This window comes from Paenarthrobacter sp. RAF54_2 (genome assembly GCF_052113945.1).
GTDB lineage: Bacteria > Actinomycetota > Actinomycetes > Actinomycetales > Micrococcaceae > Arthrobacter.
Map to the genome: position 1 here is coordinate 1 of NZ_JBFRDV010000014.1, position 24210 is coordinate 24210.

Here is a 24210-nt window from a genome sequence, read left to right on the forward strand (position 1 = left end):
ACAGGCACGGCTGCACAAAATTCGAAACCAGCTGAAAACCAAACCACCACACACGGGGGTGCGCAACGGCCTGGCCATAATTTCAACCAATCAATAAAACAATCGGCATCAACAAACTTGGCACACTATTGAGTTCTCAAACAACAGACACTAACCGGCACCACCCGCACCCTAACAGGGCCACAGGATCGCTCCGGAGCAACTTTTCAAACTTACCCGATTCGGTCGCATGAAGCAAACCGTCCTCAGCTCCCCCAACCAGATCAGAGGCGCAAAAAGCACCACCGGAATCCGGCAATTTGAAGGGGATTTCGTCACCATTATTTCCGCATCAGCGGCGGCGACTCAGCTAACTTTACACGCGCCATACCGTCCGAACAAATCCACCCAGACGCCGCTTAAAACGCCGTAAACACTGGGGAAACAGCCCAGAAACGTCTCAATATCCGAAGAACCAGTATCCGTGAACCCCGTCACACAAAGAAATGGTGGCAATAGCCGCGCTTTGAAGCGGCACCCAGGATCCGCCGTCGAGCCTAAAGCCAAATAGGCACTGAGCTCAGCAGCAACCGGCCCAAGCGCATCAGCACCTGAGAGAACATCGGGCAAAACGGGTCAGGACCTGAAAGAACGTCGAGCAAAACGCGTCACGACCTGAGAGAACATCGGGCAAAACGGGTCAGGACCTGAGAGAACGTCGGGCAAATCGGGTCAGGATGTGAGAGAACGTTGGAAAGGGCAAGAGGCTGTTTGGGCCCAGCCGAACGGCTGGACCCGGCCAAACGGCATCAAGACTCAGTGACCGCCGTGGCCTGCGCCCTCGGTTTTACGCATCATCGCACCGAGCACCACTGCAGCGCCGGCAATGATGGTTGCCGCCAGGAAGGCTGCCTGCATCCCGGCTACCAGGCCCGAGGATGCGGACACCACGGCGAAGATGGACACGAGTAGTGCAGTGCCAGCGGCGCCGGCCACTTGCTGGGCTGTGCTCATGATGGCCGATCCGTGGGAGTACAGGTGCGGAGGCAGCGGGTTCAAGCCGGTGGTGAAGGCAGGAGTGAAGAGCAATGCCAGGCCGAGGCTCAGCGTTACGTGCAGCGCAATCACCCATCCCAGAGCGCTGGCCTGGTCCAAGCGCGAGAACTGCCAGAGCGTCAGGACCATGAGGACTGAACCGGATACGGTGAGGGGCAGTGGACCCACTTTGTCGAAGATCCGTCCGATTACAGGACCCAGCAGACCCATGGCCAAACCACCGGGCAAGAGTGCCAGGCCTGTTTCCATCGGCTGCAGGTGCAACGTGTTCTGCAGGTAGAGCGGGAGCAGGATGACGCCACCGAACAGGGCCATCATCGCTACGACCATGAGCAGTGTGGACACTGTGAACATTCGGAAGTTGAAGGCCCGGAGATCCAGCAGCGGCGAATCGGTCTTCTGCAATTTGAGTTGGCGGAAGACGAACAGCGCCAGGCACACGACTCCAACCACGAGTGCGATGATCGGGACCACCCCGGCGTTGGCGCCACCGATCTGGCTGAGGCCGTAGACCAAGCCACCGAAGGCAGGAACGGTGAGGACCACTGAAGTGAAGTCCAAGCCAGTCTTCCCGCGCTCCCCCACATTGGTGAGGAACTTGGCGCCAATCGCCAAGGCAGCCAGCGCTACGGGGAGCACGAACACGAACATGAAGCGCCAGGAGAAGTGGTCCAGGATGATGCCTGAAACGGTGGGGCCCATGGCGGGAGCGACAGAGATGGCGATGCTGACGTTGCCCATAACGGCTCCGCGCCGGGACATCGGTACAAGCGTGAGAATGGTGGTCATCAGCAATGGCAGCATGATGGCCGTGCCGCCGGCCTGGACGATGCGTGCCAGGAGAAGCACGGGAAACCCGGGTGCCAGGGCGGCGAGCAGAGTTCCGCCGCTGAAGAGTCCCATGGCGAGCATGAACGAGCCCCGGGTGGTCAATCGCTGCAGGATGAACCCAGTGGTCGGAATGACGACCGCCATGGTCAGCATGAACCCGGTGGCGAGCCACTGGACCGTGGGCGCATCCACCTTCAGATCGGTCATCAGCCGCTGGAGCGCCACGTTCATGATGGTCTCGTTGAGGATCACCACAAACGTGGCGACCAACAAGGTGACAATGACCGTGACGGATTCACGGGACATCTTCGCTGATACAGGAGCCTGCGTGAGCGCTTCCTCTGTGGAGGCAGCACTTGCGGACGCGCCGGAACCGGGCTCGCTGTTGGCGTCGGACGTGACGTCGGTAGACATGAGGATTCCTCAGGTTTGGGCTTGGATTCCGGCGATCGGTGCCGGTGAAGACAGGAACAGTCTAGACGCCCAAGAGATTCCCGTCAGCAGAAAATCCAAACGTTAGGTATTCAACCTCAGGAATTAAGCGGAACGTTGTCTATCAACCGCACAGGACCCACCTTTGCGGCAACGATTGCCAGCCCTTCGCCGCGGAACGGAGTCTCCTTGCAGTTCTCGGCCAGCGGCTCAAGAGTGGTGGGATCCACGACGTCGAAATAGTCCAGTTCCACCAGTGGCTGGGATTCAACAAGGGCGACGGCGGAATCCAGGTCCAGTGGTTCATGTGCGTTCGCGCGGGACTCAATGAGGCGCAGAGCCCGTGAGAGCACCAGCGCTGCCTCGCGTTCTTCGTCCGAGAGGAAGCGGTTACGGCTTGAAAGAGCCAACCCGTCGTCACTGCGGACGATTGGCACGGGCACGATCTCCACGGGGAAGTTCAGATCCGCGACCATCCGCTTCACGAGGGCAAGCTGCTGGGCGTCCTTCTGGCCAAAGTAGGCGCGGTAGGCCGGCGTCGAACCGTCCGCAGCTGCACCGCCGGGAAGTCCGTAGTGCAGCAACTTGGCCACCACGGTCAGGGCACCGTCGAAGTGCCCGGGTCGTGAAGCGCCTTCCCATTTCCCGCCGAGCGGGCCGGCCGTGACGCGAACCAGCGGCTGGCCACCCGGGTACACCTCGTCCACGGAGGGTGCGAAGACAAGGTCCACTCCCTCGTCGTCCAGGATGGCCATATCGGCCTCAAGGGTGCGGGGATAGCGGTCGAGATCCACGGCGTCGCCGAACTGGAGCGGATTCACGAAAATGGTGGCTACCACGACGTCGTTCTCTGCCACCGCGGTCCTCGCCAGCGCTGCATGGCCGGAGTGCAGGGCGCCCATAGTCGGCACCAAGCCTTGGGAACTTCCTCCCTTGGAAGCCAGGAGCCGGGCGCTTTCAGCACGCAGTTCGGCCGCGGTGGTTACGAGTTTGATGGCCATGCTGTTCAGATTCCTTCCGGCGCCGTGGGCTCTGTTCCCAAGGCCTCGCCAATGTCACTCAGTTGTTCAGGGCGCAGTAGCCCACGATTCCCGGCACGCCGGGCCGTTGCCCGGGCCATGGCCTGGTAGGCCGCAAGCACGTCCCCGCCCGCACCGCCGTCGTATTCTTTCAGCGCCTGGGCGTGCGCAGCCACAGTGCCTACATCGCCGCGCGCGACGGGACCAGTAAGCGCAGACTCTCCGGACGCGAGAGCGTTCTCAAGTGTGGCGCGCAGCAATGGACCCAGCATGGACTCCGGGGATTCGACGCCGATTTCCCGCAGCAACTGGGATGCCTGCGCAACAAGCGTCACCATGTGGTTGGAGCTGTGCGCGAGGGCCGCGTGGTACAGGGTGCGGTCTGCCTCGGCGATCGCTACCGGCTCGGCACCCATCTCCACTACCAGGGCCTGGGCAATCGGCAACATGGCGGCGTCGGCTGTGACTCCGAACGTGCAATCCATGAGGCGGGTCAGGTCCAGGCTCATGCCGGTGAACGTCATGGCAGGATGCATCGCCAGCGGAATGGCACCCGCGCTGCGGATCGGTTGCAGGATCCCTACGCCGAAACGCCCGGATGTATGCGCCACCAACTGGCCAGGTTGCCATGCACCGAGCTTCGCGAGTCCCTCAACAAGCTCACCGAGGGCATCGTCGGGAACGGCCAGCAGCACCAGTTCCGATCGCTCCACAATGTCCTGGATCCCAAGGATCGGGACTCCCGGCAGTAGAGTCTCTGCCCGCTCGCGGCTCGCTTCGGAAACGGCGGAAACCCCGACGACGGCGTGCTCGGCCGCGCGCAAAGCGGCACCCAGGACGGCACCCACCTTTCCGGCGCCGATGATGCCGACTCCGAGTCTTCCTGGCCTAACCATGCTGAGGGTCCTCCTGGGTTGGTGCTTGCGGTAGTGATTGAGGTTCTGATTGGGGTGGAGCCTGGCCGCTTACCTGCGCAAGCCATTGCTCGCTGGTCTGCCGCCTTCTCGCCTCGCGGGCACGGGCGGCCTGCTGGTCGAACAGCTGCACAGCCTGCTCCACGTCAGCCTGATAGAGGCGCGGCACAACAGGTCCCGCCGTGGTGTGGAGGACAAGATCAGCCACCCCGAAACGCCGCGCCAGCGGACCTTGCTGCAAGGCCATGGACTGTGTTCGCTGATGGGGAACCAGGACCAGGGTGCGCCACCATCGGCCGGATCGAATCAACAATGCCGTTCGCGTGGCCAGGAAACCATTGCGCCGCCAGCCCAGCGGCGCCAGGAGCCAGGCCCTGCGCGGAGTAGTGACGAAACCATCCGTGGAAGTAGGCCCAGCCAACCCTTCCAGCGCGGAAGTGAACACCCGTTCCGGATCCTCAACACCCGGGTCCGGCAGCACGAGGGACAGCATCCGCATGACATCCGGCTTCAAGCCCACTGGCAGCAAAGTGGTCCGCGCAGCGTTCTCATTGCCTGCCGCGCCACCGTAGCCGGCCACGTTAACTTGCATGCGGTACCAGCCGAAGATCCTCCAGATGGGCGGCTGCCTGACCTTCAGTGCCTGGATTCGGCCCGGGGGCAGGGTCTGGGCTTGCGTGTCCAGGAGCCCGTAGCGTAGCCGGATCCCATCAGGGGAAATCGCCGCGGTGAAGTTGTAGCCCTTGTTGAATGAGTTCCAATAAGCAGCACCAATGCCCAGCACGGCCGGGATCAGCGCCAGGAAGATGGCGCTGTTTTCGGTGTACACGGAGATGGCTATGGATGCGGCGGCGCCGAGCAGGATCCCGACGGTCTGCTCGCTCAGCAGGAGCGAGCCAATAAGCCGGGAAGGCGGCACGGACAAGACAACGTGCTCCGGCGCTTCGGGGATTTCTTGCGCAGTTTCCGGGCCGCTCACCACTCCGGCGGCACGGGCAAGGATAGTGGCGCGTAACTGTTTGGCCTGGGCCAGCGGAAGGTAAGCGAGCCGCACGGCCGACTCACCGGCGTCGGCGACTTCAAACTTGAGCTCAGCGAGGCCAAAGATCCTCGCCAAAAGTGGCTGCACGATGTCGATCGCCTGGACCCGGTCCAACCGAGCCTGCCGCTGCTGCCTGAACACGAATCCTGTGTTGACCCGGACATAGCCCTCGGCCACCTGGTAGCGCGTGAAGTACCAGCTCAGGATGAATCCGCCCACGGTCAGGAGAAGCACAATGCCGCCACCGGCCAACAGCCAGGGCACCCGTCCGTTGAGGTTGGGATCCAGGATGTCGCGCCCCTGCAGTACGCGTTCAAAGGCGTCGCGACCGAAAAAGTATCCGACGGCGGCCAGCGCCACCCAGCCGCGTACGAACGGGGACGCTGGGTGCACGCGCCGCCAATCGCCGTCGTCCGCTTTAGCCGGGAGGCCCACGGTGGCGCTACCCTCCGGGCTCACAGCCCGGCCAGCCTGGCTTCTCCACGTGCCGAGAGCTGTTCACGCAGCCGTGCGCCTTCCTCGGCAGGAAGTCCAGGCAGGTAAGCGCTGGTTCCAGCTGAAGCCGTGTGAAGTTTCAAGGTGCAGAGACCAAGGCCGCGTTCCACCGGACCAACAGTCACATCCACGTACTGCATCCGGCCGTACGGGACCACCATGGTGCGTTGGAAGAAGATGCCACGGCGAATGAGGAGATCGTCATCTCGCTCCGCGTAACCGATTGCACGGACCTGGCGCGGAATCAGCACGAGCCGCCACAACGCCAGGACAAGCATCACCGCGGGTACTGTGATGGCGAGCCACAGCGGAGGCCAACGCCACCAACCCAGCTGCACAAACACCAGGGGGAGGCTGAGGATCGCCACCATCACCAGGTTTCCGATGGCCCACTCCACCAAGCGGACCGTGACGTACTTCGGGGAGACCCGCAGCCACTGGACGCCGGGAGGGTCAATCGCCCCGGTATGCATATTCGCCTTCGCCTTTTGTTTCCCCGCGGCGGGTTTCCGGTCCTGGAGTGCCACCTTCGAGGTCTTCCGGTGGGATCCGGCAGAATCTCTCGACCACCAGGCCGACGACCACCATCACCACGCCACCACCGCCCATCAGGACGGCGTTCCAGAGGATGCCTTCACCACTCCGCAAAGTCCCGATTCGGAGAAGGTCAAAGGAGATGCCGGCGTGCCAGCCCAGAAGGAGCGTCCCGGCATATGCGCAGGCTTGGGCAAGGATCAGCGTCCGGGCGGCAAGGATCGGGTTGAGCAGGTTCTTCTTCTTGCCGTTGCGCCACCGCAGCACCCGGATTCCCATGATTAGGGTGAGTACTGCGATGACACCCATGGTGACCAGCGCGGAGACCGGAAGCACGGGAGTGGGCATGCTGAAGCGGTTGGTTGCCGCCGTGGCCAGCCAACCGATGGCGGCAGCGATGATGGCGATGATGACCAGGACCGCGGGGCGCATGGGCTTCACTTCTACTCCACCGCTCCCGTCGCAGGAACACCGGCGATGTCTCCGTAGCCGTCGAACCGACGGATGTCGGGCATGTCCTCAGCTGCGGCCGCCAACTCGGCAACACTCTGCCCGTTCAGTTGGGCGTTCGGCTCCAGCAGCGACCATGGGTACAGGACAAAGGCGCGTTCGGCCGCCCTCGGATGAGGCAGGGTCAGGACGGGGTCGTCACTGACCACCTCACCGAAAACGATGATGTCTACGTCCAGCGTCCGCGGACCCCAACGCACTTCACGGGTGCGGTGGTGCTTCTGCTCGACGTCGTGGCAGTGCCGCAACAGCTCAAGTGGACTGAGCGTTGTCTCAACTGCCATGACCATGTTCAGGAAATCGGGTTGCCCTTCCGGGCCGCCGACTGCTTTTGTCTGGACCACCGGAGACACTCCAAGGAGCCTTATGTCCGGCGGGTCCACGAGATCGGCGACGGCGGTGGAGAGGGTGTCGTTCCGCTCGCCAAGGTTGCTGCCGAGGGCCAGGATCGCTTTGGTGTATCCGGAGTTCATGATCGCTCCCTGTGGACACTCACGGTGACATCGCCAAACGGAACCTCAATGGGCGCTTTCGGCTTATGGACGGTGACATCCACTGCGGAAACGTTGTAATTGGCGAGGATGCCATCGGCAATCCTCACTGCCAACCCCTCAATCAGGTTCAGCGGCTCGCCCTCAATGTGCGAGGTGATGAGCTCAGCCACCTCACCGTAGTGCGCGGTGTACTGGAGGTCATCCGTCTCCGCAGCCTTGCTGAAGTCAGTATGAAGGACGGCGTCCACGACGAACGGCTGGCCGTCGCGGCGCTCGAAATCGAACACTCCGTGATGGCCGACGGCGGTGACACCGGTCAGCGTGATCCTGTCCACAAGGTCCTCCGGTCAGCGGGCGATTCGAGCGGCGACCTTGACGGCGTCAAGGCTGGGACCGACGTCGTGGACGCGCACAGCCCAGGCGCCCTTCGCGGCGCTCAAAGCGGTGATAGCTGCCGTGGCGGCGTCGCGTTCCAGCGGCGCGGCAGACTTGCCGGCAACAGTGAGGAGCGAGCCGAGGAACCGCTTGCGCGACGCAGCCACCATGACCTTGTGGCCGAGTGAGAACAGCTTGTCCAGGTTCTTAAGGATTTCCCAGTTCTGGTTCTCGTTCTTGGAGAAGCCAATCCCGGGGTCAACGATGATCTGCTCCGGAGCGACGCCTGCCGCGTAAAGTTTGTCGCGGACACCGCTGAGCTCAGCCACAACGTCTTCAGTCACATTGTTGTACTCCGTGAGGCTGTCCATGGTGCGGGCATCGCCACGACGATGCGTGAGGATGTACGGGACCTTGGTTCGTGCCACGAGCTCGGGCATGTCCGGCTCGATGGTCAGGCCGGAGACGTCGTTGATGATCGCCGCGCCGGCTTCAACGGCAGCGGCCGCGGTTGAGGTGTGCATCGTGTCGATACTGACGAGTGCGCCAGCCTTCACCAGCGCCTGGATTACCGGGAGGACCCGGCGTTGTTCTTCTTCAGGGGAAACGGGTTCGGCGCCGGAGCGCGTGGACTCGCCACCGACGTCGATGATGTCCGCGCCGGCGTAGAACATACGCAGGCCGAGCGCGATGGCGGTGTCCGGCGTGCGGTGGGTGCCGCCGTCGCTAAAGGAATCCGGTGTGACGTTGAGAATTCCCATAACGAGCGTGCGGTCCGTTGGCAGGTCCTCAAACCTGGCCGCGGGCCGCGGCTTGCGGAGAATCGGCAGTGGGCTTGTGGCCGGGCCGGTTCCGGGTGCTGCAGCGAGGGAATCCATATATTGCTTACCTTCCGAGTATGAGGCTCATGGCCTCGGCGCGGGTGGCCGGGTCATGGAGCTGACCGCGCACCGCACTGGTGACAGTCTTGGCGCCGGGCTTGCGGATGCCGCGCATGGACATGCACATGTGTTCGCATTCGATGACGACTATGGCCCCACGCGGGTTGAGGTGCTTGACCAGTGCCTCAACGATCTGGGTGGTGAGCCGCTCCTGCACCTGGGGCCGACGCGCATAAATGTCCACCAATCGGGCCAGCTTGCTCAGGCCCGTCACCTTGCCCTCATGTGACGGAATATAACCGACATGAGCCACCCCGTGGAACGGCACCAGGTGGTGTTCACACGTGGAGTAGAAGGGAATGTCCTTCACAAGGACAAGCTCTTCATGGTCAAGGTCAAACGTGGTGGAGAGGACATCTGCCGGGTGCTGGTGGAGGCCCGCGAAGACCTCCGCATAGGCCTTGGCAACGCGCTTGGGCGTGTCATGCAGGCCCCCGCGATCAGGGTCTTCACCAATCGCCAGCAGGATTTCACGTACTGCCGCTTCAATGCGCGGGCGGTCTACTTTGTGGCCCCGCTTGCCGTCCGCGGCTGAGCCGTGGTCGGCGGCGAGGTCGTCGTCGTCGAAATGAGTCACAGCAGAAAGCTTAGCCGTGAAGCGGAGAGTCGTTGCCGCCGTCGGGTCCCGGTGACTGGAATGACTCCTGGCTGCTGACGCCCTGGGCATGCGGGGCTACGGCATCCAGCGGTTCGTCCAGACGGGCCTTCTTGGCCTCTTCCTGGGCCTCGCGCTCAGCTTTCTCTGCGCGCGACTCTACCGGCGGAATCGACTGGACAGGACGGGACTCCTTGGACAGCCAGATCTCACGGAAATCGCGCTTGCGGATGTCGTGGAAGATCTCGGCAATCTCGGCCTGGTTGAGGGTTTCGCGCTCAAGGAGTTCCAGTGCCAGCCGATCGAGAACTTCGCGGTTTTCAGTGAGGATGGCGTAGGCCTCGTCGTGCGCCTGATCGATCAGGCGACGTACTTCCTCGTCCACAACATAGGCGATCTGGTCCGAGAAGTTGCGCTCCTGCGCGGCGTCCCGGCCAAGGAACGGCTCGCCGCCACCCTGGCCCAGCTTCACAGCACCAACGCGTTCGCTCATGCCGTATTGGGTGACCATCTTCCGTGCCGTTGACGTGGCCTTCTCGATGTCGTTGGACGCACCGGTGGACGGGTCATGGAACACGATTTCCTCGGCAACGCGGCCACCCATGGCGTACGCCATCTGGTCCAGAAGTTCGTTGCGGGTAACCGAGTACTTGTCGTCCTCAGGAATCACCATGGTGTACCCAAGGGCACGGCCACGGGGAAGGATGGTGATCTTGGTGACCGGAGCGGAGTTGCGCAGCGCGGCAGCAACGAGTGCGTGACCACCTTCGTGGTACGCGGTGATCTTGCGCTCGAGTTCCTTCATGACGCGGCTGCGCTTCTGCGGGCCTGCCATGACGCGGTCGATGGCCTCGTCCAGGGCACGGTCATCGATCAGGTTGGCATTTGAACGCGCAGTCAGCAGCGCAGCTTCGTTCAGGACGTTGGCCAGGTCCGCACCCGTGTAGCCGGGAGTCTTCTTGGCAACACCCCTGAGGTCGATGCCCGGGGCCATCGGCTTGCCCTTGGCGTGGACGTTAAGGATCTGTTCGCGGCCGATCATATCCGGGGCCTCAACGGTGATCTGGCGGTCGAAACGGCCCGGGCGCAGCAGCGCGGGATCCAGCACGTCCGGACGGTTGGTGGCCGCGATGAGGATGACGTTGGTCTTGACGTCGAAGCCGTCCATCTCAACGAGGAGTTGGTTCAAGGTCTGCTCGCGCTCGTCGTTACCGCCGCCGATACCGGCACCGCGGTGACGACCAACGGCGTCGATTTCATCAACGAAGATGATGGCAGGGGAGCTAGCTTTGGCCTGCTCGAAAAGGTCGCGAACACGGGAAGCACCAACGCCGACGAACATCTCAACGAAGTCCGAGCCGGAGATGGAGAAGAAGGGAACGCCTGCCTCGCCGGCAACAGCGCGGGCCAGCAGCGTCTTACCTGTACCTGGAGGGCCGTACAGCAGCACACCCTTGGGGATCTTGGCGCCAACGGCCTGGAACTTTGCCGGCTCCTGGAGGAATTCCTTGATTTCCTGGAGCTCTTCCACGGCTTCGTCAGCACCGGCGACGTCAGAGAAGGTCACCTGCGGCATGTCCTTGTTGACCAGCTTGGCCTTGGACTTGCCGAACTGCATCACCTTGGAGCCGCCACCCTGCATGCGGGAAAGCAGGAACCAGAACAGCACACCGAGCAACAGCACGGGGATGAGCAGGGAGAACAGACCGGAGAACCAGTTGTTCTCGACCGGCTGGTCCGTGAAGCCCTTGTCCGGGTTGGCGCTGGTGACAGCCTTGACGACGTCCGGGCCACGGTCCGTGACGTAGAAGAACTGGACGTTCTTGCCCTTGTCCTGACCATCAATATTCAGGTTGTCTTTCAGTACCAAGTCAACGCGGTTCTCGGCGTCGAAAATCTTGGCCTGCTCCACCTTGCCGCTTTGCGCGAGGAGCTCGAGGCCGTCCTTGGTGTCAATACGTGTGGAACCGCCCGGAGCCAGCGTTGCGAATGCCACCAGGAGCAAGCCGACGACGACAACAATCCAGATGCCCGGGCCCTTGAAGAAACTCTTAGCTTTCATCTGATCGGGGTTTTGCCCCGTCCCTCCTGGTAGTGCTGCGAGGCGCAACTTCTGCGCGCGAATGGTGCTGCTTCAGTTTCTAGCTATACACCGTTCCCAGTTATTCACGCACTGGAATGCTCAAAAGTTCCCTCTGGGCGTACACAGGATACTCGCCTGCGTCGCTCTAGGACAGCCCTGGATGGGGATTCGTGATGGATTCGCGGGCCACCAGGGGACACTCCAGAATCGTCGGTTTAGCTGCCAGGACGGCGAGGTCCGCTTTGCCCTCGATGGCATCGATCAGGCGTTCAGTAGCCCAGGCGCCCATCTCGTAGTGGGGCAGCGCCACTGTTGTCAGGCCAGGATAGAGGTTGGCGGCGATGAGCTCCTGGTCATCGAAACCCACCACGGACAGTTCATTGGGAATGCTGATTCCTACCTCGGCCGCTGCCCGGTAGGCGCCCATGGCCATACGGTCGTTGTAGCAGAACAGGCCCGTGGGCCGGTCCTTTCGCTTGAACATCCGCAAGGCGGCAATATAGCCACCCATCACCTCCGAGAGTTCGGACTCCACAGGTGCGGCGGCGCCGTCGAGCCCTGCTTCGTTCAAGGCGTTCCGGAAACCACGCAAGCGGTCCCGGGTAGCCGGGACGTCGTCGGTGTTGTTCAGGAAACCGATCCGTCGGTGGCCGGCATCCAGGAGGCTCTGCACGGCTACCCTCGCCCCGCCTTCTTCGTCGGGCACTACCGAAGCGACGCTTCCTGCCACGCTCTCGGAGTCCACAAGCACTGCTGGAACTGAACTCAGGTTTTCCGGCAAGGTGACCTCGCGGTGGTACATGGTGGCGTACAGGATGCCATCCACGCGCCGCTCCAGGAGGGCCTCGACGTCGGCCTGCCGGGACTCATCACTTGCTGCGCCTGAGGTGTTGATGATCATCAGGTTGTAGCCCCGCGCCCTGGCGGCCTCATCCGCACCCAAGATGATGCGCCCTGCGTGTGGTGTGGTGGCGATTTCCTCGCTGACGAGCCCCAGCATCCCGGTCCGTTGCGTTCGCAGGGCCTGGGCCAGCCGGTTTGGGCCATAGCCCAGGCGTTCCGCCGTGGCTTTGACCTTCTCCCGTGTTTCCAGGCTGATGCGGGCGTAGGCGACGTCATTCAGGACGTGGGAAACAGTGGTGACAGACACGCCGGCGGCAACAGCTACGTCCTTGATGCCAATGCTTTTGTTCGTCAACCGGTCCCCACGTCCCTGTGATCCCGTGAAAGGGCGTGTGTTACTCGTAAACGTGCGGAGCCAGCGTGCCCACGAAGTCCAGGTTGCGGTACTTCTCGGCGTAATCCAGACCATAGCCCACAACGAACTCGTTGGGGATGTCGTAGCCGACGTATTTGACGTCGATCTCGACCTTGGCTGCGGTGGGCTTACGGAAAGCCGTGCAGATCTCAACGCTGGCGGTACCGCGGGATTCCAGGTTGGACTTGAGCCATGACAGTGTCAGGCCGGAGTCGATGATGTCCTCGACGATCAGCACGTCCTTGCCCATGAGGTCGGTATCGAGGTCCTTGAGGATCCGGACAACACCGGAGGATTGGGTGCCGGAGCCGTAGGAAGACACTGCCATCCAGTCCATGCTGACGTGGCTGTGCAAGGCACGCGCCAGGTCCGCCATGACCATCACGGCACCCTTGAGGACACCGACGATCAGCAGTTCGCGGCCTTCGTAGTCCTTGTCGATCTGCGCCGCCAGTTCAGCAATGCGCGTTTGGATTTGCTCTTTGGTGTAAAGAACGTGCTTGAGATCTGCCTGGACGTCGTTTGAATCCACCAATGGCTCCTGTTTTGATGCTCGGGTGCGGCTACTGTTGGGGCGATTTCTGATGCCGGAATACTAGCTTCCCACAGCGTGCGGCCTCGCGGGGACCGCCGGTGGGCGAAGCAGCGTACCCGGGACCGCCGGAGGCGGCCCGTTCCTGCTCCAAATCGCTGAGGGACAAGCGGTAGACACTAACGTGGCCCGGAAGTTCCACAGGGCCGGCCGAACCCTGGCGGCGAAGCAGCGCTTCCGCGGCTTGGAGCCGCCCGTAGCCGGGTTGTTGGCCCCCGACGTCGGCAGCGGCCTTGGCGATGACGCGGAACCTCAGCGCTGCGCGAAGTCCGCGGACGGCGTCCTCCGGCAACCACGCGCCGTCGTCTGTTCGCTGCACCAGCGAGAGATACGTCTCGTTTGCGAGATCCTCCAGGAAATCGGCGTCCTGCTGCAGGATTGCGGCTGTCCGTGCCAAAGATTCGGCAACGCCTGGCCCCAGCTTTTCTTCGAGGACGGGCATTACCTCGACGCGGGTTCGCGAGCGTGCGAAAGCCGAGTCACTGTTGCTCGGATCATGCCACGGCTGCAGTTCCTCGACCTCGCAGATTTCCAGGGTCTCTTCCCGCCTTAGGCCCAGGAAGGGCCTTAGCAGGCGTCCCCGGGCCGGCCTCATGCCGGCCAAAGAACGCGTACCCGAGCCACGGGCCAGGCCCAGGAGCACCTGTTCGGCTTGATCGTCCAAGGTGTGCCCGAGCAGGATTCGATCGCAACCAAGGTCAGCCGCAGCGGCATCGAGTGCTGCGTGCCGGGCATCGCGGGCTGCAGCTTCGGGCCCGAATCCAGTGGACGCCACCTCCACCGTACGCACTTCCACAGGTGAGAGGCCCAGTTCCCGCAAGACAGCTGCCGTCCGCGAAGCTACCTCTGCCGAGCCAGCCTGAAGTTGGTGGTCAACAACCACACCTGCCACGGAAATGGGATGCCCGTCCACGTGGCCGCGCCGGGCGAAGTATCCAGCCACCGCGGCCAGCGCAAGCGAATCCGGTCCTCCGCTGCAGGCTACGAGAACACGTTCCGGGTAATCCGCAGCGGCCAAGGCGTTCTGCAACTGCTTGCGTGCCTTGCCGACGACGGGCGCCAAACGACCGGGCCGGCGTCGGCCCTTGCCTGTCGCTCCATTCTCGGAACCACGGCTGGAACCACCATCTGAGGGGCCATCAAATACGGGTGCGCTCAAAGCCCCATCCGCTCGAGCCACATCCTGGAATTGTGGATCTCTTCCTCGGTGGGGAGGTTTTCCGCCGAGTTCCATACCCGGTTAAAGCCTTCCATGCCACCCACCTCGACAACCTCGCGCACGAACTTTGCGCCGTCTGTGTATTGGCGCATTTTGGCGTCGAGACCGAGGAGATTGCGGATGAACTTCTCGATCATGCCGCGGTCCTTGCCGCGATCATTGAACCGCTGGCGAATCGTCTTCACGGACGGGACGATGCTGGAATCGACCGCATCCATCACCACATTGGCGTGACCTTCGAGGAGGCTCATGACGGCAGTGATGTGGGATAGGGAAGCCTTCTCCTCAGGATCCTGCAGCAGGTCCAGAATGGCGCCCCGGCTTGGCACGTTCCCTGATGCAGCGCGGTCCTTCAGGGACTTGGCTACGGCGGCTGCCCGTTCAACCAGGGAATCCATGTTGCCCAGGAGATGACCGCTGAGCTTTTCGATTTCGGCGAGCATGTGGTCCCGCAGCCACGGCGCTGCGGCGAACTGAACGCGGTGGGTTTGTTCGTGGAGGCATACCCAGAGCCTGAAGTCGTCCGGGTGCACATTGAGTTCGCGTTCCACGGAGATGATGTTGGGGGCAACAAGGAGCAGCCGGCCGCCCGAAGGAACGTTGGCGTCCGGGGCCAAGGCCGCGAAGGGATCGTATTGGCCCAGGACTTTACTGGACAGGAAAGCAAGGATGGCGCCGAGCTGGCTGCCCGTGATGGCCCCACTGGCGGCAGCGGCAGCAGGTGACAGGGACAGGCTGCTGCGGGACTCCAGCATTTTCTCCAGGACAGGCTGGAGCATGACGGAGAAGCTCTGGGTGTTGGCCTTGGACCAGGAGGCTCGGTCCACGACGAGGACGTGCGAATCCCGCAGGTCCCGCGCCGCTTCAAGGCCGGTGATGTCATGGACATGCGGGACGGAGATATCGGCGTTGAAGCGCAGGTTATCCACCGCCTTGCCGATCTCCCCGGCGCTCAGCGCGGGACCGGGAGGGGTAAGCCGGGCAGCCGTGGAGGCGGCCAGGTCCCAATTGATCAGGGACGGGGCCCCTGCTGACGAATCTCGGGCAGATGACACCATACGGTCCATCACACCACATGACTCTGACAACCGACCCTTAAGTTCGCTCCGCGCGGAGCGACGGGGTTTGCTGTTCCCTAACCGGGCTGGCGGCACCCACATGAGGCCAGCACCGACGCCGAGCGGTCCATCGCCTCCTTGTTTCCAGCCGCACCCGGTTCCAAGCCATTGCCGATGAACGAGAACACCAGCAGGCGTCCATCAGCGTCCACTACGTACCCGCTCAGCGCAATGACGGTGTTGAGCGTGCCGGTTTTGGCGCGGACAAGGCCTGCGCCCTGGGCTGTACTCGGGTCCACATACCTGTCGTCCAAGGTGCCCGTAAGGCCCGCCACCGGGAATCCGTCCAAGGCCGTCCTCAGGCTCAAGTCCCGTCCGCTGGTGATGGCACGGACTACCTCGGCAAACTGGCGGGCAGTGACCTGGTTCTCCAAGGCCAGCCCCGAAACGTCCGCCAACTGCATTGAACCTGTGGCGATTCCCAACTCCCCCAGCCGCTGCCGCACGGCTGAAGTGGCGCCGTCGTACGTCGCCTCCTGACCTGATGCAATGGCGGTCATCCGTCCGAGCGCCTCCGCCAGGAAGTTATCCGAGGTCTCCAACATGAGGTCCACTTGCTCGCTCACAGTGGCGGACTCGGCGGCGGCCAGCACCTTGGCGGGGACGCCCTTGCCACGCTCGACGCCGGGACTCACCTGGACGCCGGCAGCCACCAACTGTTCGGCGAAAGCCTGGGCGGTGGTGACGGCCGAATCCTGCGGACGGGGCCCAGTGGTAACCGCGGGTGAGTAGCGCCCGGAATTCAGGGCAAGGGAAAACAAGGGGGCGGTCTCGCCAGCCGCGACGTCGTCCAGGCTCCACGCAGGATTGAGGGGCGCTCCGCTGAACAGGGAATCATCCACCTGCACGGTCACCGGCCCCTTGACCCCCGCCGCAGCCAGAGAAGCGGCGGTATCGGCGGCCAGGGTTGCAAGCCCGGCCCGGCCCATCACGGCAGCTGGATCCGTGGCACCTCCGCCGAGCAGCACGTCCCCTCCCCCGGTCAGCACCACGGTTGACGCATCAGAACCGGACAGCACGCGGGTGGTAAAGCGGGATTCGGGACGGAGCGCCTTCAAAGCGGCGACGGCGGTCAACAGCTTCATGTTCGACGCCGGGATACGGTTGGCGTTGGCATCGCGGTCGAACAGGACCGTGCCTGTGGAGGCGTCCATGACAATGCCCGTAATGCTACCGGCACCGGAAGGTTTCAGGGCGTCATTCACAAGTCGCGAGAGCTCAGCCGGTACTGGCACGGGCGCATCTGCGTCCAGGGGAAGCACGCCGTTGGCCTCGGACAGGCGGTCAGGTTCCTGCTGCCATGGCGGCGCGGAAGGGGAGGACTTGGGTGCGCTGAGGAGTCCTGGCACCATGCCGACCACCACGATCGCTCCCAGGCACAGCAGAACCAACGTCAACAGCATCGGCCATTTCAAGCGCCCCCACGCCGTGGACACCCACTTCCGGGCACCCCCGTTTTTAACGCCCTTCATGCAGTTGCTTGGTCCTGTCAGTCCTGAAAATGTCCCCGCCGGTTCAAGAAACCCGGGCCTCTCGCTATATCCTCAATAGTAGTCGGCGGCGCTGGCTGCACTTTTGCATGCCGCGCCCCACCCCCACCCGTCAAGGAGCACGCCATGAAGCACGACGTGACCATCGAGATCCCCAAGGGATCGCGCGTCAAGTACGAAGTTGACCACGAAACCGGCCGCGTCCGCCTGGACCGCGTCCTCTTCACCTCCATGCAGTACCCCACGCACTACGGTTTCTTCGAGAACACCCTGGGCGAAGACGGCGACCCGCTGGACGCACTGGTGCTCCTGCAGGACTTCGACCTCCACCCGGGCGTCATTGTTGAGTCCCGCCCCATCGGCGTTTTCAACATGACCGACGACGGCGGCGGAGACGCCAAGGTCCTCTGCGTTCCGGTGGATGCACGCTTCGACCACATCCAGGAAGTCAGCGACGTCAGCGAATTCCTCATCAAGGAAATCGAGCACTTCTTTACCCGTTACAAGGACCTGGAGCCCGGCAAGTGGGTTAAGGCTGAGGGTTGGGGCGATCGCGCCGCTGCCGAAGCCGAGCTGGAAGCTTCCATCAAGCGCTTCTCGGCCGAAGGCCACTAGCAACACTTACGACGGCGGGTGGCGCTGTTCCCTGTGAACAGCACCACCCGCCGTCGTGCTTTAAGCAACGCGGGGTCACTTCTGGCCCTTTGTGGACCCCCACATGGGCCATAACTGACCCCGCGTTGTCCACATGGGTATCTCTCCCCATCGCGGCAGCTTCGGAGTCCCCCTAGGCTGGGACGAGACTTTACGACGCATGTAACAGGGGGTTCCACATGGCTGGGTTCTACGGCGCGGACATTGCGCAGCTTCGCAGTCTGGCCGGTGTCATGGGCAAGGCTGCCGATGCCATCAATCTGCAGAGCGCGCAGCTGTCCAACGCCATCAACTCCGCAACCGCCTGGCAGGGGCGCGACGCCACAGTCTTCAAGAGCGATTGGAACAGCCAGCACAGGCAGAGCCTGGTGAAGGCCGCCAACATGCTGAGGGACAACGCGAGCCAACTCAAGAAGAACGCCAACCAGCAGGAATTTGCCAGCCACAATGACGGCTCGGGTACATCTGTGGGCGTCCTTGCAGATGTCTACGACACGGCAACGGGTGTCAAGGAACTCGGCGCGCAGCTCTGGACTGCTTACAAATACGGCAAGCTCGGCCATGCCGAATGGGTCAAGACCCGCGAGGTACTCACCAATTGGCGGGCTGGCGGTACAGTCCTGCGGGATGCCCTGAGCGCCCTGCGCAGCGGCGAGCAGGTCACTGACGTCATCACCGACCTCAAAGCGAACATTCCTTACAGCCAGGCTTTCCAGGACGCCACCAAGTTCTCCAAGGGCCTCCGAATCGCCGGAGCCTTGGCAGCGCCGCTAAACATCGTTGGCGGCATCAGCGACATGATCAGTCCCGAGCACGACGGCTGGCGCGGTACTGGAGACCGGGTAGCCGGCGGCCTGTCCGTAGTAGGCGGGGTGGGCAGCATCATGCTGATGACCGCTGGTGGTGCAGCCTTGCTGGGGCCCATTGGCGCCCCGATCGTGATCGGTGCGGGCATCGTCGCCGGCGCCTGGGCCTTGGGCAACCTGGTGGCGGACAACTGGGATTCCATCAGCAACTTCGCCCGGAACCCCGGCAGTTACATCGCCGACGGCGCCCGGGAAGTAGGCAATTTCGCCAAGGATGTAGGCAGTAAGGTGGCAGACGGGGTCGGTAATGCCGCCAAGTCAGTCGGAAACTTTGTCGGAGGGATATTCGGATGACCACGAGCACCATGAATTGGACCGAGCGGGATGTACAGGCTGCAGCGAAGGTTCTGGCGTCGGCCAGCGCCACAGGCAAGGCCCTGACGACCTTGACCGATGAAGAGGTTGTTGCCTTGGACGGCGTCCAGCACGAGCAAATCGTGGCCCTTCCGTGGCTCACGGCACAGGATGCCAGCAAGGAGCTGATGTGCGCGGTGGCCTTGCGCGGACTGCTCGCCAAGGAACTCGTCTACCCCGTGGTCTTTGAAGGCGAGACCGAGCCCACCCGCCTGCATGCAATTGAGGAAATCACCGGTGCCCTGACGCTGCGCCGCAGTGGCAGCAGCGTGGTCTCCGTTGAACGGACCGTTTCCACCGGCAAGCGCTGGCTCTACGGCTACATCCACGACGACGGCGTGCTGCTGGAGGAAGTGGACGAAGGCGGGCTGCACGGCTTCACTGTTGTCACCCGTGATCAGTTGGCTCCGCGCCTTACTGAATTTGTTGACCCGAACACGGCCGCCCACCGCGACACCGATCCCACTGTTTATACGGAGGCTGCGTTCGAAGAATATGCTGCAACGGCCCTTGCCGATACCCAGGCGGCCAGCAACGTGGTGGTCTTCAACACTGACACGAACGAGTTTCCGACTGTCACCGTGTACACCGGTCCCACCAGCGTGCACGTCCTTACTCCCCGCGTAACTCCCAGCGTAGAAGGCGAATCTGTCTCCCTTGAGTTGAAGGAGACGTCCGCATCCACCCTTGCCCGCGTCCTCGGCGGGTTGGCTGGGCTGGCCTGACCCATGAGCAATTCGAAGTCCCAAACCGCTACTGGCTTGGTTGATGCCGTCAACGGCCGCCCTGTACGCCGCCATCCCGAGACTGGAGCCTACTTCGTAAAAGCGTCCGGAGGAGCCCACTTCTGGGGCCGCGTTCTTGACGCAATCGTGTTTCTTGCCGGGTACGGCGTCCTGGCCACGATCGTGGCCGTTGCACGCAATGCCATGATGAACAGTGGCTCGCTCCTGGCCTTCAATGACGGCTTCTGGCTGACGCTCTACATTGTTCTCTGGTTCGTTGGCTTGTTCGTTTACGGCATGATCTGGGGTACAGCGGGCAGTGTGGGAGATGCTGCCGCGGGCATGCGCTCGGTACGGATCAAGGACGGCACGACGGCGGGTGCCTGGTTGGGCGGTTGGCGTGCCATCTGCTGGTCCTTCTTCCCATTCTTCGTGGTGATGCTGATTCTTGCGGCGTTCAGCGGGAGCTCGGACGATACGTGGGATCCCAAGTTCGCCGCTCTTGACCGACGATCCGGCGTGGCACAGGGCCGGCAGCCGGTCCCGGACCCCAAAGTGGTCGCCGCGCAGCAGCTAAAGAAATAAGAAAAATAAGCCCTTGCAGAGCGGCTACCAGCCGGTAGCATGTGATCCACTATGTTCACTCTGACCATCAACCAACGCGACAGCCGCCGGGATGGCGACCTCGTGCCCGAGCTCCTCAAGGACCTGCGGCATATTCCGGCACGGCTCGACTTCGACCGTTCGGTTGAGGATGAGGTGCAGGGCATCGTCGAGTCCGGCCACCAAGCTGTTGACACAGCACTGATCGCCCTCCGCACCGGTCAGTGGTACGTGGGAATCGGCGTTGGGCCCATCAACGAGCCCCTTCCCAACCTTGTCAAAGACGCTTCCGGGCACGGCCTTGTCTATGCCCGGCGGGCTGTCGACCGCCTCCGCAACGGGAAGGAACGGGTCCCCGTTGCCGTGGATGGTCCCTTCACGGCTTTGGCAGCAGAAGCCGAAGCAGTGCTACGGCTCCTCGGACACATCGTGCAGCACCGAAGCGCGGCCGAGTGGCGGGTCCTGGACCTTCTCACTCCTGGAGTCCGCGGCCAACAAAAGGCTGTTGCCCAGGAACTCGGCATCACGACGCAGGCCGTCAGCAAAGCACTTGCCCGCGCGCAGTGGGTGGAAGAACATGCTGCCCGACCCGCCGCAGCCCGCCTGCTGCAAATGATCCTCGAAGTGCGTTAACGAGCCCCCGCGGACCCGCAGCCACGAACCCAACTGAGTCGCAGTTAAGCCCGCTCTGACAGCTCAAAACGGCCTTAACTGCGACTCAGTTGGGTGAGTAACGCGATTACTGGTTGCCGAGGTTCTCCTTGGCCATGGCGGCGCGGTCCTGAACATCTGCAGCAGCGGCCTGGCCTTCGTCCTTCACGTTGGCAGCTGCTTCAGTGGCGCTGTCTTTGACGTTCTGGACTGCGTCCTGTGCCGGCTCCTTGAGATGCTCGGCCATCTCCTGGGCTGCGTGGCCCAGTTCCTCGGTCAGGGGCTGGGCTGCTTCCTTCACTGCCTGCGCAGCCTCGCGCTCCTTGTCCGACGGCGGGATGAGGGCCGAAACCAGCAGACCGGCACCGAAGGCGATCAAGCCGGCAGCAATGGGGCTGCCTTGGGCTTTTCGTGTGATCACCTGTGGTGCATCACCAATGTCCGAGACCACACCGGAAACAGTGTCCTGGGCCTGGTGGGCAACATGGCCCGCCCTGTCCTGAACATCGTCGCGGGCGCCAAACACTGCCGTCTTGATCCTGTCTACCCTGCGGTTGACGATGTGCGAGGGCGTGACCTTGTCAGCAACGGCGTCAACGTTGGTACTGAGCCGCCTGCGAGTTTGTTCGATGTCGGCGCGCAGGGCGTCGGGGTTCTGCGTCATCGTGTCTCCTCAGTATTCGGTTTGAAGGTTGGAGGTATTTCCTTGACTGTCTCGGTGGTGCGCGGCATGCCCTTGATAGTGTTCAACTCCTTGCGACCCATCGAGGCCAGCACTGCTGCGACTATGCCCCAAATGACCGCCACAACAACTGCGGACCATCCCAGGCCGATGAGCTGACCCAAGGCCCACCAAAGCGCCAGGGAAAGGAACAGCACGGTCAAATGCCCGGCCCAAGCGGCTCCGGCCATCATCCCGGCGCCCTTTCCGGCCTTGGTGGCCGATTCCTTGAGCTCTACCTTGGCCAGCTCAACTTCCTGTCGCATCAACGTGGAGACGTCGCGCGTCAGGTCACTCAGCAGTTCGCCGAGGGGTACGGATTCGGCTTTCATATGGGCTTCAGTGGGAGGAAGGTCGGCAGGACTACTCATCGGGGACCTCCATATACGGGATCATCGGGATCGCTGGGATCGTCGGGACCCACAAGTGGATCTCCTTGCGCCTTAACTCCACCGGCATCGGTTTCCGGGTACGGCATGGTTGATCCTTCAAGGCCACCCGTGGTGCCCGCGCCATATCCGGTATCAGTTCCAGCACCCGCGCCGTATCCGGCGTCAGTTCCGGCACCCGCGCCGTATCCGGCGTCTGTTCCGGCACCGGTTCCGTATCCAGCACCAGTTCCAGCACCCGTCGTTCCGTATCCAGCGGTGGTCGTCTGGCGCCCGGGCAGATCAACGGCCGGAGGCGACACAGCGCCACCCTGGGTTGGGTAGTACTGGGCACGCGGGGTGGTATCCGAGGTGGCCGTTCCCGTCATGGGCGAATTGTCCGCCATTCCCCGGCCCAAACGTCCGGCGAGGACGCCAGCACCGGCAGCCAACAGCAAGAACGTGCCGGGCTTACGCCGGGCAAAGCTCTTTACCTCGTCCAGGAGTGAACCGGGATCCCGGTTCTCCAACCAGTGGGCAACCGAGGAGGAGCGCTGGGCCGCTTGCTGCACCAGGTCCGTGGCGACTCCGCCGTCCTGGGTCGAATTGGCCATGGTGTGTAGTTCGTCGGAAATGGACCGCAAACCCTCCGCAATCCTCTGTTGTTGGGTGGCGGCCTGGTCGGTCAGCTCGCCCTTGGTTTGCGTCAGCAATTGCCGGGCGTTCATCTTGACCTCTTGGGCCACGTTTCCGGCTTCGGCCTTGGCTGTTTCAACCACACCGCCAGCAGCATCGCGCGCTGTGCCGGCGACTTCGGCGGCTTCCTGCTTGGCCGATTCGACGGTTCCTGTGCCGGACGTGGTTCCGAATCCTCCAGTGGTACTTCCGTAACCGGTGGTTCCCGCGCCGGCATCTGTTTCCATGCCGGTGGTATCGGTTTCGACCGGTGAGTCCAGGTAACTTCCCGAGTAAGGCTCGGTCCCGGCGGGGACCCCAGTCCGTGGCGCCGCGAAGCTTCCGTCCTGCGGCGATTGGCTCTCAGTCATTGTCGCTCTCTTTCCACAGTTGGCAGGCTGCGGACAGCAGCCGGGATAGTAAGTATCGTTACTATCAATGGGTGTGTACCCGCTTGCCGGGGATTCAATCGCCACATATTGATCGAAATCCCAGCTCGACACGCGCAGCAAGACCCGTCTACGTTGGACCAATGAGCCACAAGCCCTCCAGGCGACGGCTGATTCCCGCGCTTCGAAAAACTGTCACCCGTCACCGACTCCTGTTTGCAGCCAAAACTGCCGCGGCAGCGGGATTGGCCTGGTATCTCGCGCCCTTCATGCCGGGCCCTGCCGCGTCTTACCCTTACTACGCACCACTCGGCGCGCTCGTCAGCATGCATCCCACGGTGGCGGACTCCGCGAGGCACGGCTTGCAGAGCCTCATGGGCCTGGTTCTGGGTATCGGCATGGCTTTTGCGGTGACCACGGTGGCAGCGCCGACGGCGTTGGCAGTTGCCGTGGTGGTGGGATTGGGCGTCATCATCGGCGGTCTCCCCCGGCTGGGCACCGCCTCCGAATGGGTTCCCATGGCCGCCTTGTTCGTCCTTGTCCTTGGGGATTCCAACGCGGAGGGCTTCTCCTTTGCCTACGTCCTGCAGATGGCCATGGGCGTTGCCGTTGGCTTCGCTGTGAACTGGCTGGTGTTTCCGCCGTTGCACCTTGAAGGAATCGACCCCGCCCTGTCCGGGCACCAACGCGCTCTGTCCCAACAATTGAAGGACATGGCGCGCGCAATGGAGGAATCCTGGCCGCCCAACCACGAAGCTTGGGCAAGCCGTAGCGGCGAATTGTCAGCTACCGCCGCAGCCGTGCGGACTGCCGTTCATGAAGCGGAACTGAGCGCAAAAGCGAACCCCAGGAGCCGGCGTCGTGCTGGCCGCCTACCAAGCGATCTGGCTGGATTGCGGATAGTGGAACGGCTGACCTTCCATGTCCAGGACATCACGGACGTCCTGGCCAGCGTGATCTGGGAAGAGGATGCGGGGACAGTCATCCCGGACAGCGTCCTGGCCAACCTGTCCGAGGCGCTGGAGGCCGTTTCCCGGGTGATTGATCAGTGGCGGGGCGGGGATGACGAGGAATTGAAAAGCCATTTAGCGGAGGCGAAGGACAGCATCTCGGAGCTCGGGGATGCGGTCACGGAAGCTGCAGCTGGCCAGGCATCAGTGAACGCTGCGGCGTCAGTGGCCATGAGTTTGCGCCGCATCATCACGGTGGTATCCCCTGCGGATTAGG

Annotated in this window: 25 protein-coding genes; 6 read left to right on the plus strand and 19 right to left on the minus strand. The window is 62.9% G+C overall.

Going from position 1 to position 24210, the window contains the following annotated elements; translation table 11 throughout:
* Positions 1-795 precede the first annotated feature (795 nt).
* From AB4Y87_RS15075 to dacB, 16 genes are all read right to left on the minus strand, one after another.
* Positions 796-2280: a DHA2 family efflux MFS transporter permease subunit gene (locus tag AB4Y87_RS15075; protein WP_442005143.1), complete on the minus strand. Its 1485-nt coding sequence runs from the start codon at positions 2278-2280 to the stop codon at positions 796-798.
* A 116-nt stretch (positions 2281-2396) separates the two neighbouring features.
* Complete coding sequence (gene panC, locus AB4Y87_RS15080; RefSeq protein ID WP_442005144.1) at positions 2397-3299, minus strand: pantoate--beta-alanine ligase; 903 nt, start codon at positions 3297-3299, stop codon at positions 2397-2399.
* A 5-nt stretch (positions 3300-3304) separates the two neighbouring features.
* Complete coding sequence (locus AB4Y87_RS15085; protein WP_442005145.1) at positions 3305-4213, minus strand: Rossmann-like and DUF2520 domain-containing protein; 909 nt, start codon at positions 4211-4213, stop codon at positions 3305-3307.
* The gene (locus AB4Y87_RS15090; protein WP_442005146.1) at positions 4206-5732 is read right to left on the minus strand and encodes a PH domain-containing protein; all 1527 of its coding nucleotides are present in this window, start codon (positions 5730-5732) and stop codon (positions 4206-4208) included. The genes AB4Y87_RS15085 and AB4Y87_RS15090 overlap by 8 nt, the downstream gene beginning before the upstream one ends.
* Entirely contained in the window at positions 5729-6241 is a 513-nt protein-coding gene (locus AB4Y87_RS15095) for a PH domain-containing protein (protein ID WP_442005147.1), read from the minus strand. The genes AB4Y87_RS15090 and AB4Y87_RS15095 overlap by 4 nt, the downstream gene beginning before the upstream one ends.
* On the minus strand, positions 6222-6743 hold the full coding sequence (locus AB4Y87_RS15100; RefSeq protein ID WP_442005148.1) for a DUF3180 domain-containing protein: 522 nt from the start codon (positions 6741-6743) through the stop codon (positions 6222-6224). The genes AB4Y87_RS15095 and AB4Y87_RS15100 overlap by 20 nt, the downstream gene beginning before the upstream one ends.
* 2 nt (positions 6744-6745) lie before the next feature.
* Entirely contained in the window at positions 6746-7285 is a 540-nt protein-coding gene (gene folK, locus AB4Y87_RS15105) for a 2-amino-4-hydroxy-6-hydroxymethyldihydropteridine diphosphokinase (RefSeq protein WP_442005149.1), read from the minus strand.
* The gene (gene folB / locus AB4Y87_RS15110) at positions 7282-7641 is read right to left on the minus strand and encodes a dihydroneopterin aldolase (protein WP_442005150.1); all 360 of its coding nucleotides are present in this window, start codon (positions 7639-7641) and stop codon (positions 7282-7284) included. Before folB ends, folK begins: the two co-directional genes overlap by 4 nt.
* Before the next feature lie 12 nt (positions 7642-7653).
* Positions 7654-8559, minus strand: coding sequence for a dihydropteroate synthase (gene folP, locus AB4Y87_RS15115; protein WP_442005151.1), 906 nt, complete (start codon positions 8557-8559; stop codon positions 7654-7656).
* A gap of 7 nt (positions 8560-8566) precedes the next feature.
* Positions 8567-9199: a GTP cyclohydrolase I FolE gene (gene folE / locus AB4Y87_RS15120; protein WP_442005152.1), complete on the minus strand. Its 633-nt coding sequence runs from the start codon at positions 9197-9199 to the stop codon at positions 8567-8569.
* A 10-nt stretch (positions 9200-9209) separates the two neighbouring features.
* Positions 9210-11279, minus strand: a complete 2070-nt coding sequence (ftsH, locus tag AB4Y87_RS15125; protein ID WP_442005153.1) for an ATP-dependent zinc metalloprotease FtsH — start codon at positions 11277-11279, stop codon at positions 9210-9212.
* Between the two features lie 166 nt (positions 11280-11445).
* Positions 11446-12498: a LacI family DNA-binding transcriptional regulator gene (locus AB4Y87_RS15130; protein WP_442005154.1), complete on the minus strand. Its 1053-nt coding sequence runs from the start codon at positions 12496-12498 to the stop codon at positions 11446-11448.
* A gap of 40 nt (positions 12499-12538) precedes the next feature.
* On the minus strand, positions 12539-13090 hold the full coding sequence (gene hpt / locus AB4Y87_RS15135; RefSeq protein WP_216924216.1) for a hypoxanthine phosphoribosyltransferase: 552 nt from the start codon (positions 13088-13090) through the stop codon (positions 12539-12541).
* A 31-nt stretch (positions 13091-13121) separates the two neighbouring features.
* Positions 13122-14180, minus strand: a complete 1059-nt coding sequence (tilS, locus tag AB4Y87_RS15140; RefSeq protein ID WP_442005282.1) for a tRNA lysidine(34) synthetase TilS — start codon at positions 14178-14180, stop codon at positions 13122-13124.
* A 125-nt stretch (positions 14181-14305) separates the two neighbouring features.
* Positions 14306-15427 (minus strand): zinc-dependent metalloprotease, encoded by a 1122-nt coding sequence (locus AB4Y87_RS15145; RefSeq protein ID WP_442005283.1) that lies wholly within the window; start codon positions 15425-15427, stop codon positions 14306-14308.
* Between the two features lie 77 nt (positions 15428-15504).
* Positions 15505-16959, minus strand: a complete 1455-nt coding sequence (gene dacB, locus AB4Y87_RS15150) for a D-alanyl-D-alanine carboxypeptidase/D-alanyl-D-alanine endopeptidase (protein WP_442005155.1) — start codon at positions 16957-16959, stop codon at positions 15505-15507.
* 144 nt (positions 16960-17103) lie between these two features.
* Here dacB and AB4Y87_RS15155 point away from each other — a divergent pair, with 144 nt between their 5' ends.
* From AB4Y87_RS15155 to AB4Y87_RS15175, 5 genes are all read left to right on the plus strand, one after another.
* Entirely contained in the window at positions 17104-17592 is a 489-nt protein-coding gene (locus tag AB4Y87_RS15155) for an inorganic diphosphatase (RefSeq protein WP_144663396.1), read from the plus strand.
* Between the two features lie 218 nt (positions 17593-17810).
* Positions 17811-18791 carry a hypothetical protein gene (locus AB4Y87_RS15160; RefSeq protein WP_442005156.1) on the plus strand — a complete coding sequence of 327 codons (981 nt, stop codon included), beginning with the start codon at positions 17811-17813 and terminating at the stop codon, positions 18789-18791.
* A complete protein-coding gene (locus tag AB4Y87_RS15165) occupies positions 18788-19576 on the plus strand; it encodes a hypothetical protein (protein ID WP_442005157.1) in 789 nt (262 codons plus the stop codon). Before AB4Y87_RS15160 ends, AB4Y87_RS15165 begins: the two co-directional genes overlap by 4 nt.
* Positions 19577-19579: 3 nt before the next feature.
* Positions 19580-20161: a hypothetical protein gene (locus tag AB4Y87_RS15170; protein ID WP_442005158.1), complete on the plus strand. Its 582-nt coding sequence runs from the start codon at positions 19580-19582 to the stop codon at positions 20159-20161.
* A 51-nt stretch (positions 20162-20212) separates the two neighbouring features.
* Entirely contained in the window at positions 20213-20812 is a 600-nt protein-coding gene (locus AB4Y87_RS15175; protein ID WP_442005159.1) for a hypothetical protein, read from the plus strand.
* A 106-nt stretch (positions 20813-20918) separates the two neighbouring features.
* Here the strand turns inward: AB4Y87_RS15175 and AB4Y87_RS15180 are convergent, their stop codons facing one another.
* From AB4Y87_RS15180 to AB4Y87_RS15190, 3 genes are read right to left on the minus strand one after another with little or no spacing between them, the layout of a single operon-like run.
* Positions 20919-21494 (minus strand): DUF3618 domain-containing protein, encoded by a 576-nt coding sequence (locus tag AB4Y87_RS15180; protein ID WP_442005160.1) that lies wholly within the window; start codon positions 21492-21494, stop codon positions 20919-20921.
* A complete protein-coding gene (locus AB4Y87_RS15185) occupies positions 21491-21922 on the minus strand; it encodes a phage holin family protein (protein ID WP_442005161.1) in 432 nt (143 codons plus the stop codon). The genes AB4Y87_RS15180 and AB4Y87_RS15185 overlap by 4 nt, the downstream gene beginning before the upstream one ends.
* Complete coding sequence (locus AB4Y87_RS15190; RefSeq protein WP_442005162.1) at positions 21919-22965, minus strand: hypothetical protein; 1047 nt, start codon at positions 22963-22965, stop codon at positions 21919-21921. Before AB4Y87_RS15190 ends, AB4Y87_RS15185 begins: the two co-directional genes overlap by 4 nt.
* Positions 22966-23126: 161 nt before the next feature.
* Here AB4Y87_RS15190 and AB4Y87_RS15195 point away from each other — a divergent pair, with 161 nt between their 5' ends.
* Positions 23127-24209, plus strand: coding sequence for an FUSC family protein (locus AB4Y87_RS15195; protein WP_442005163.1), 1083 nt, complete (start codon positions 23127-23129; stop codon positions 24207-24209).
* Position 24210: the final 1 nt, after the last annotated feature.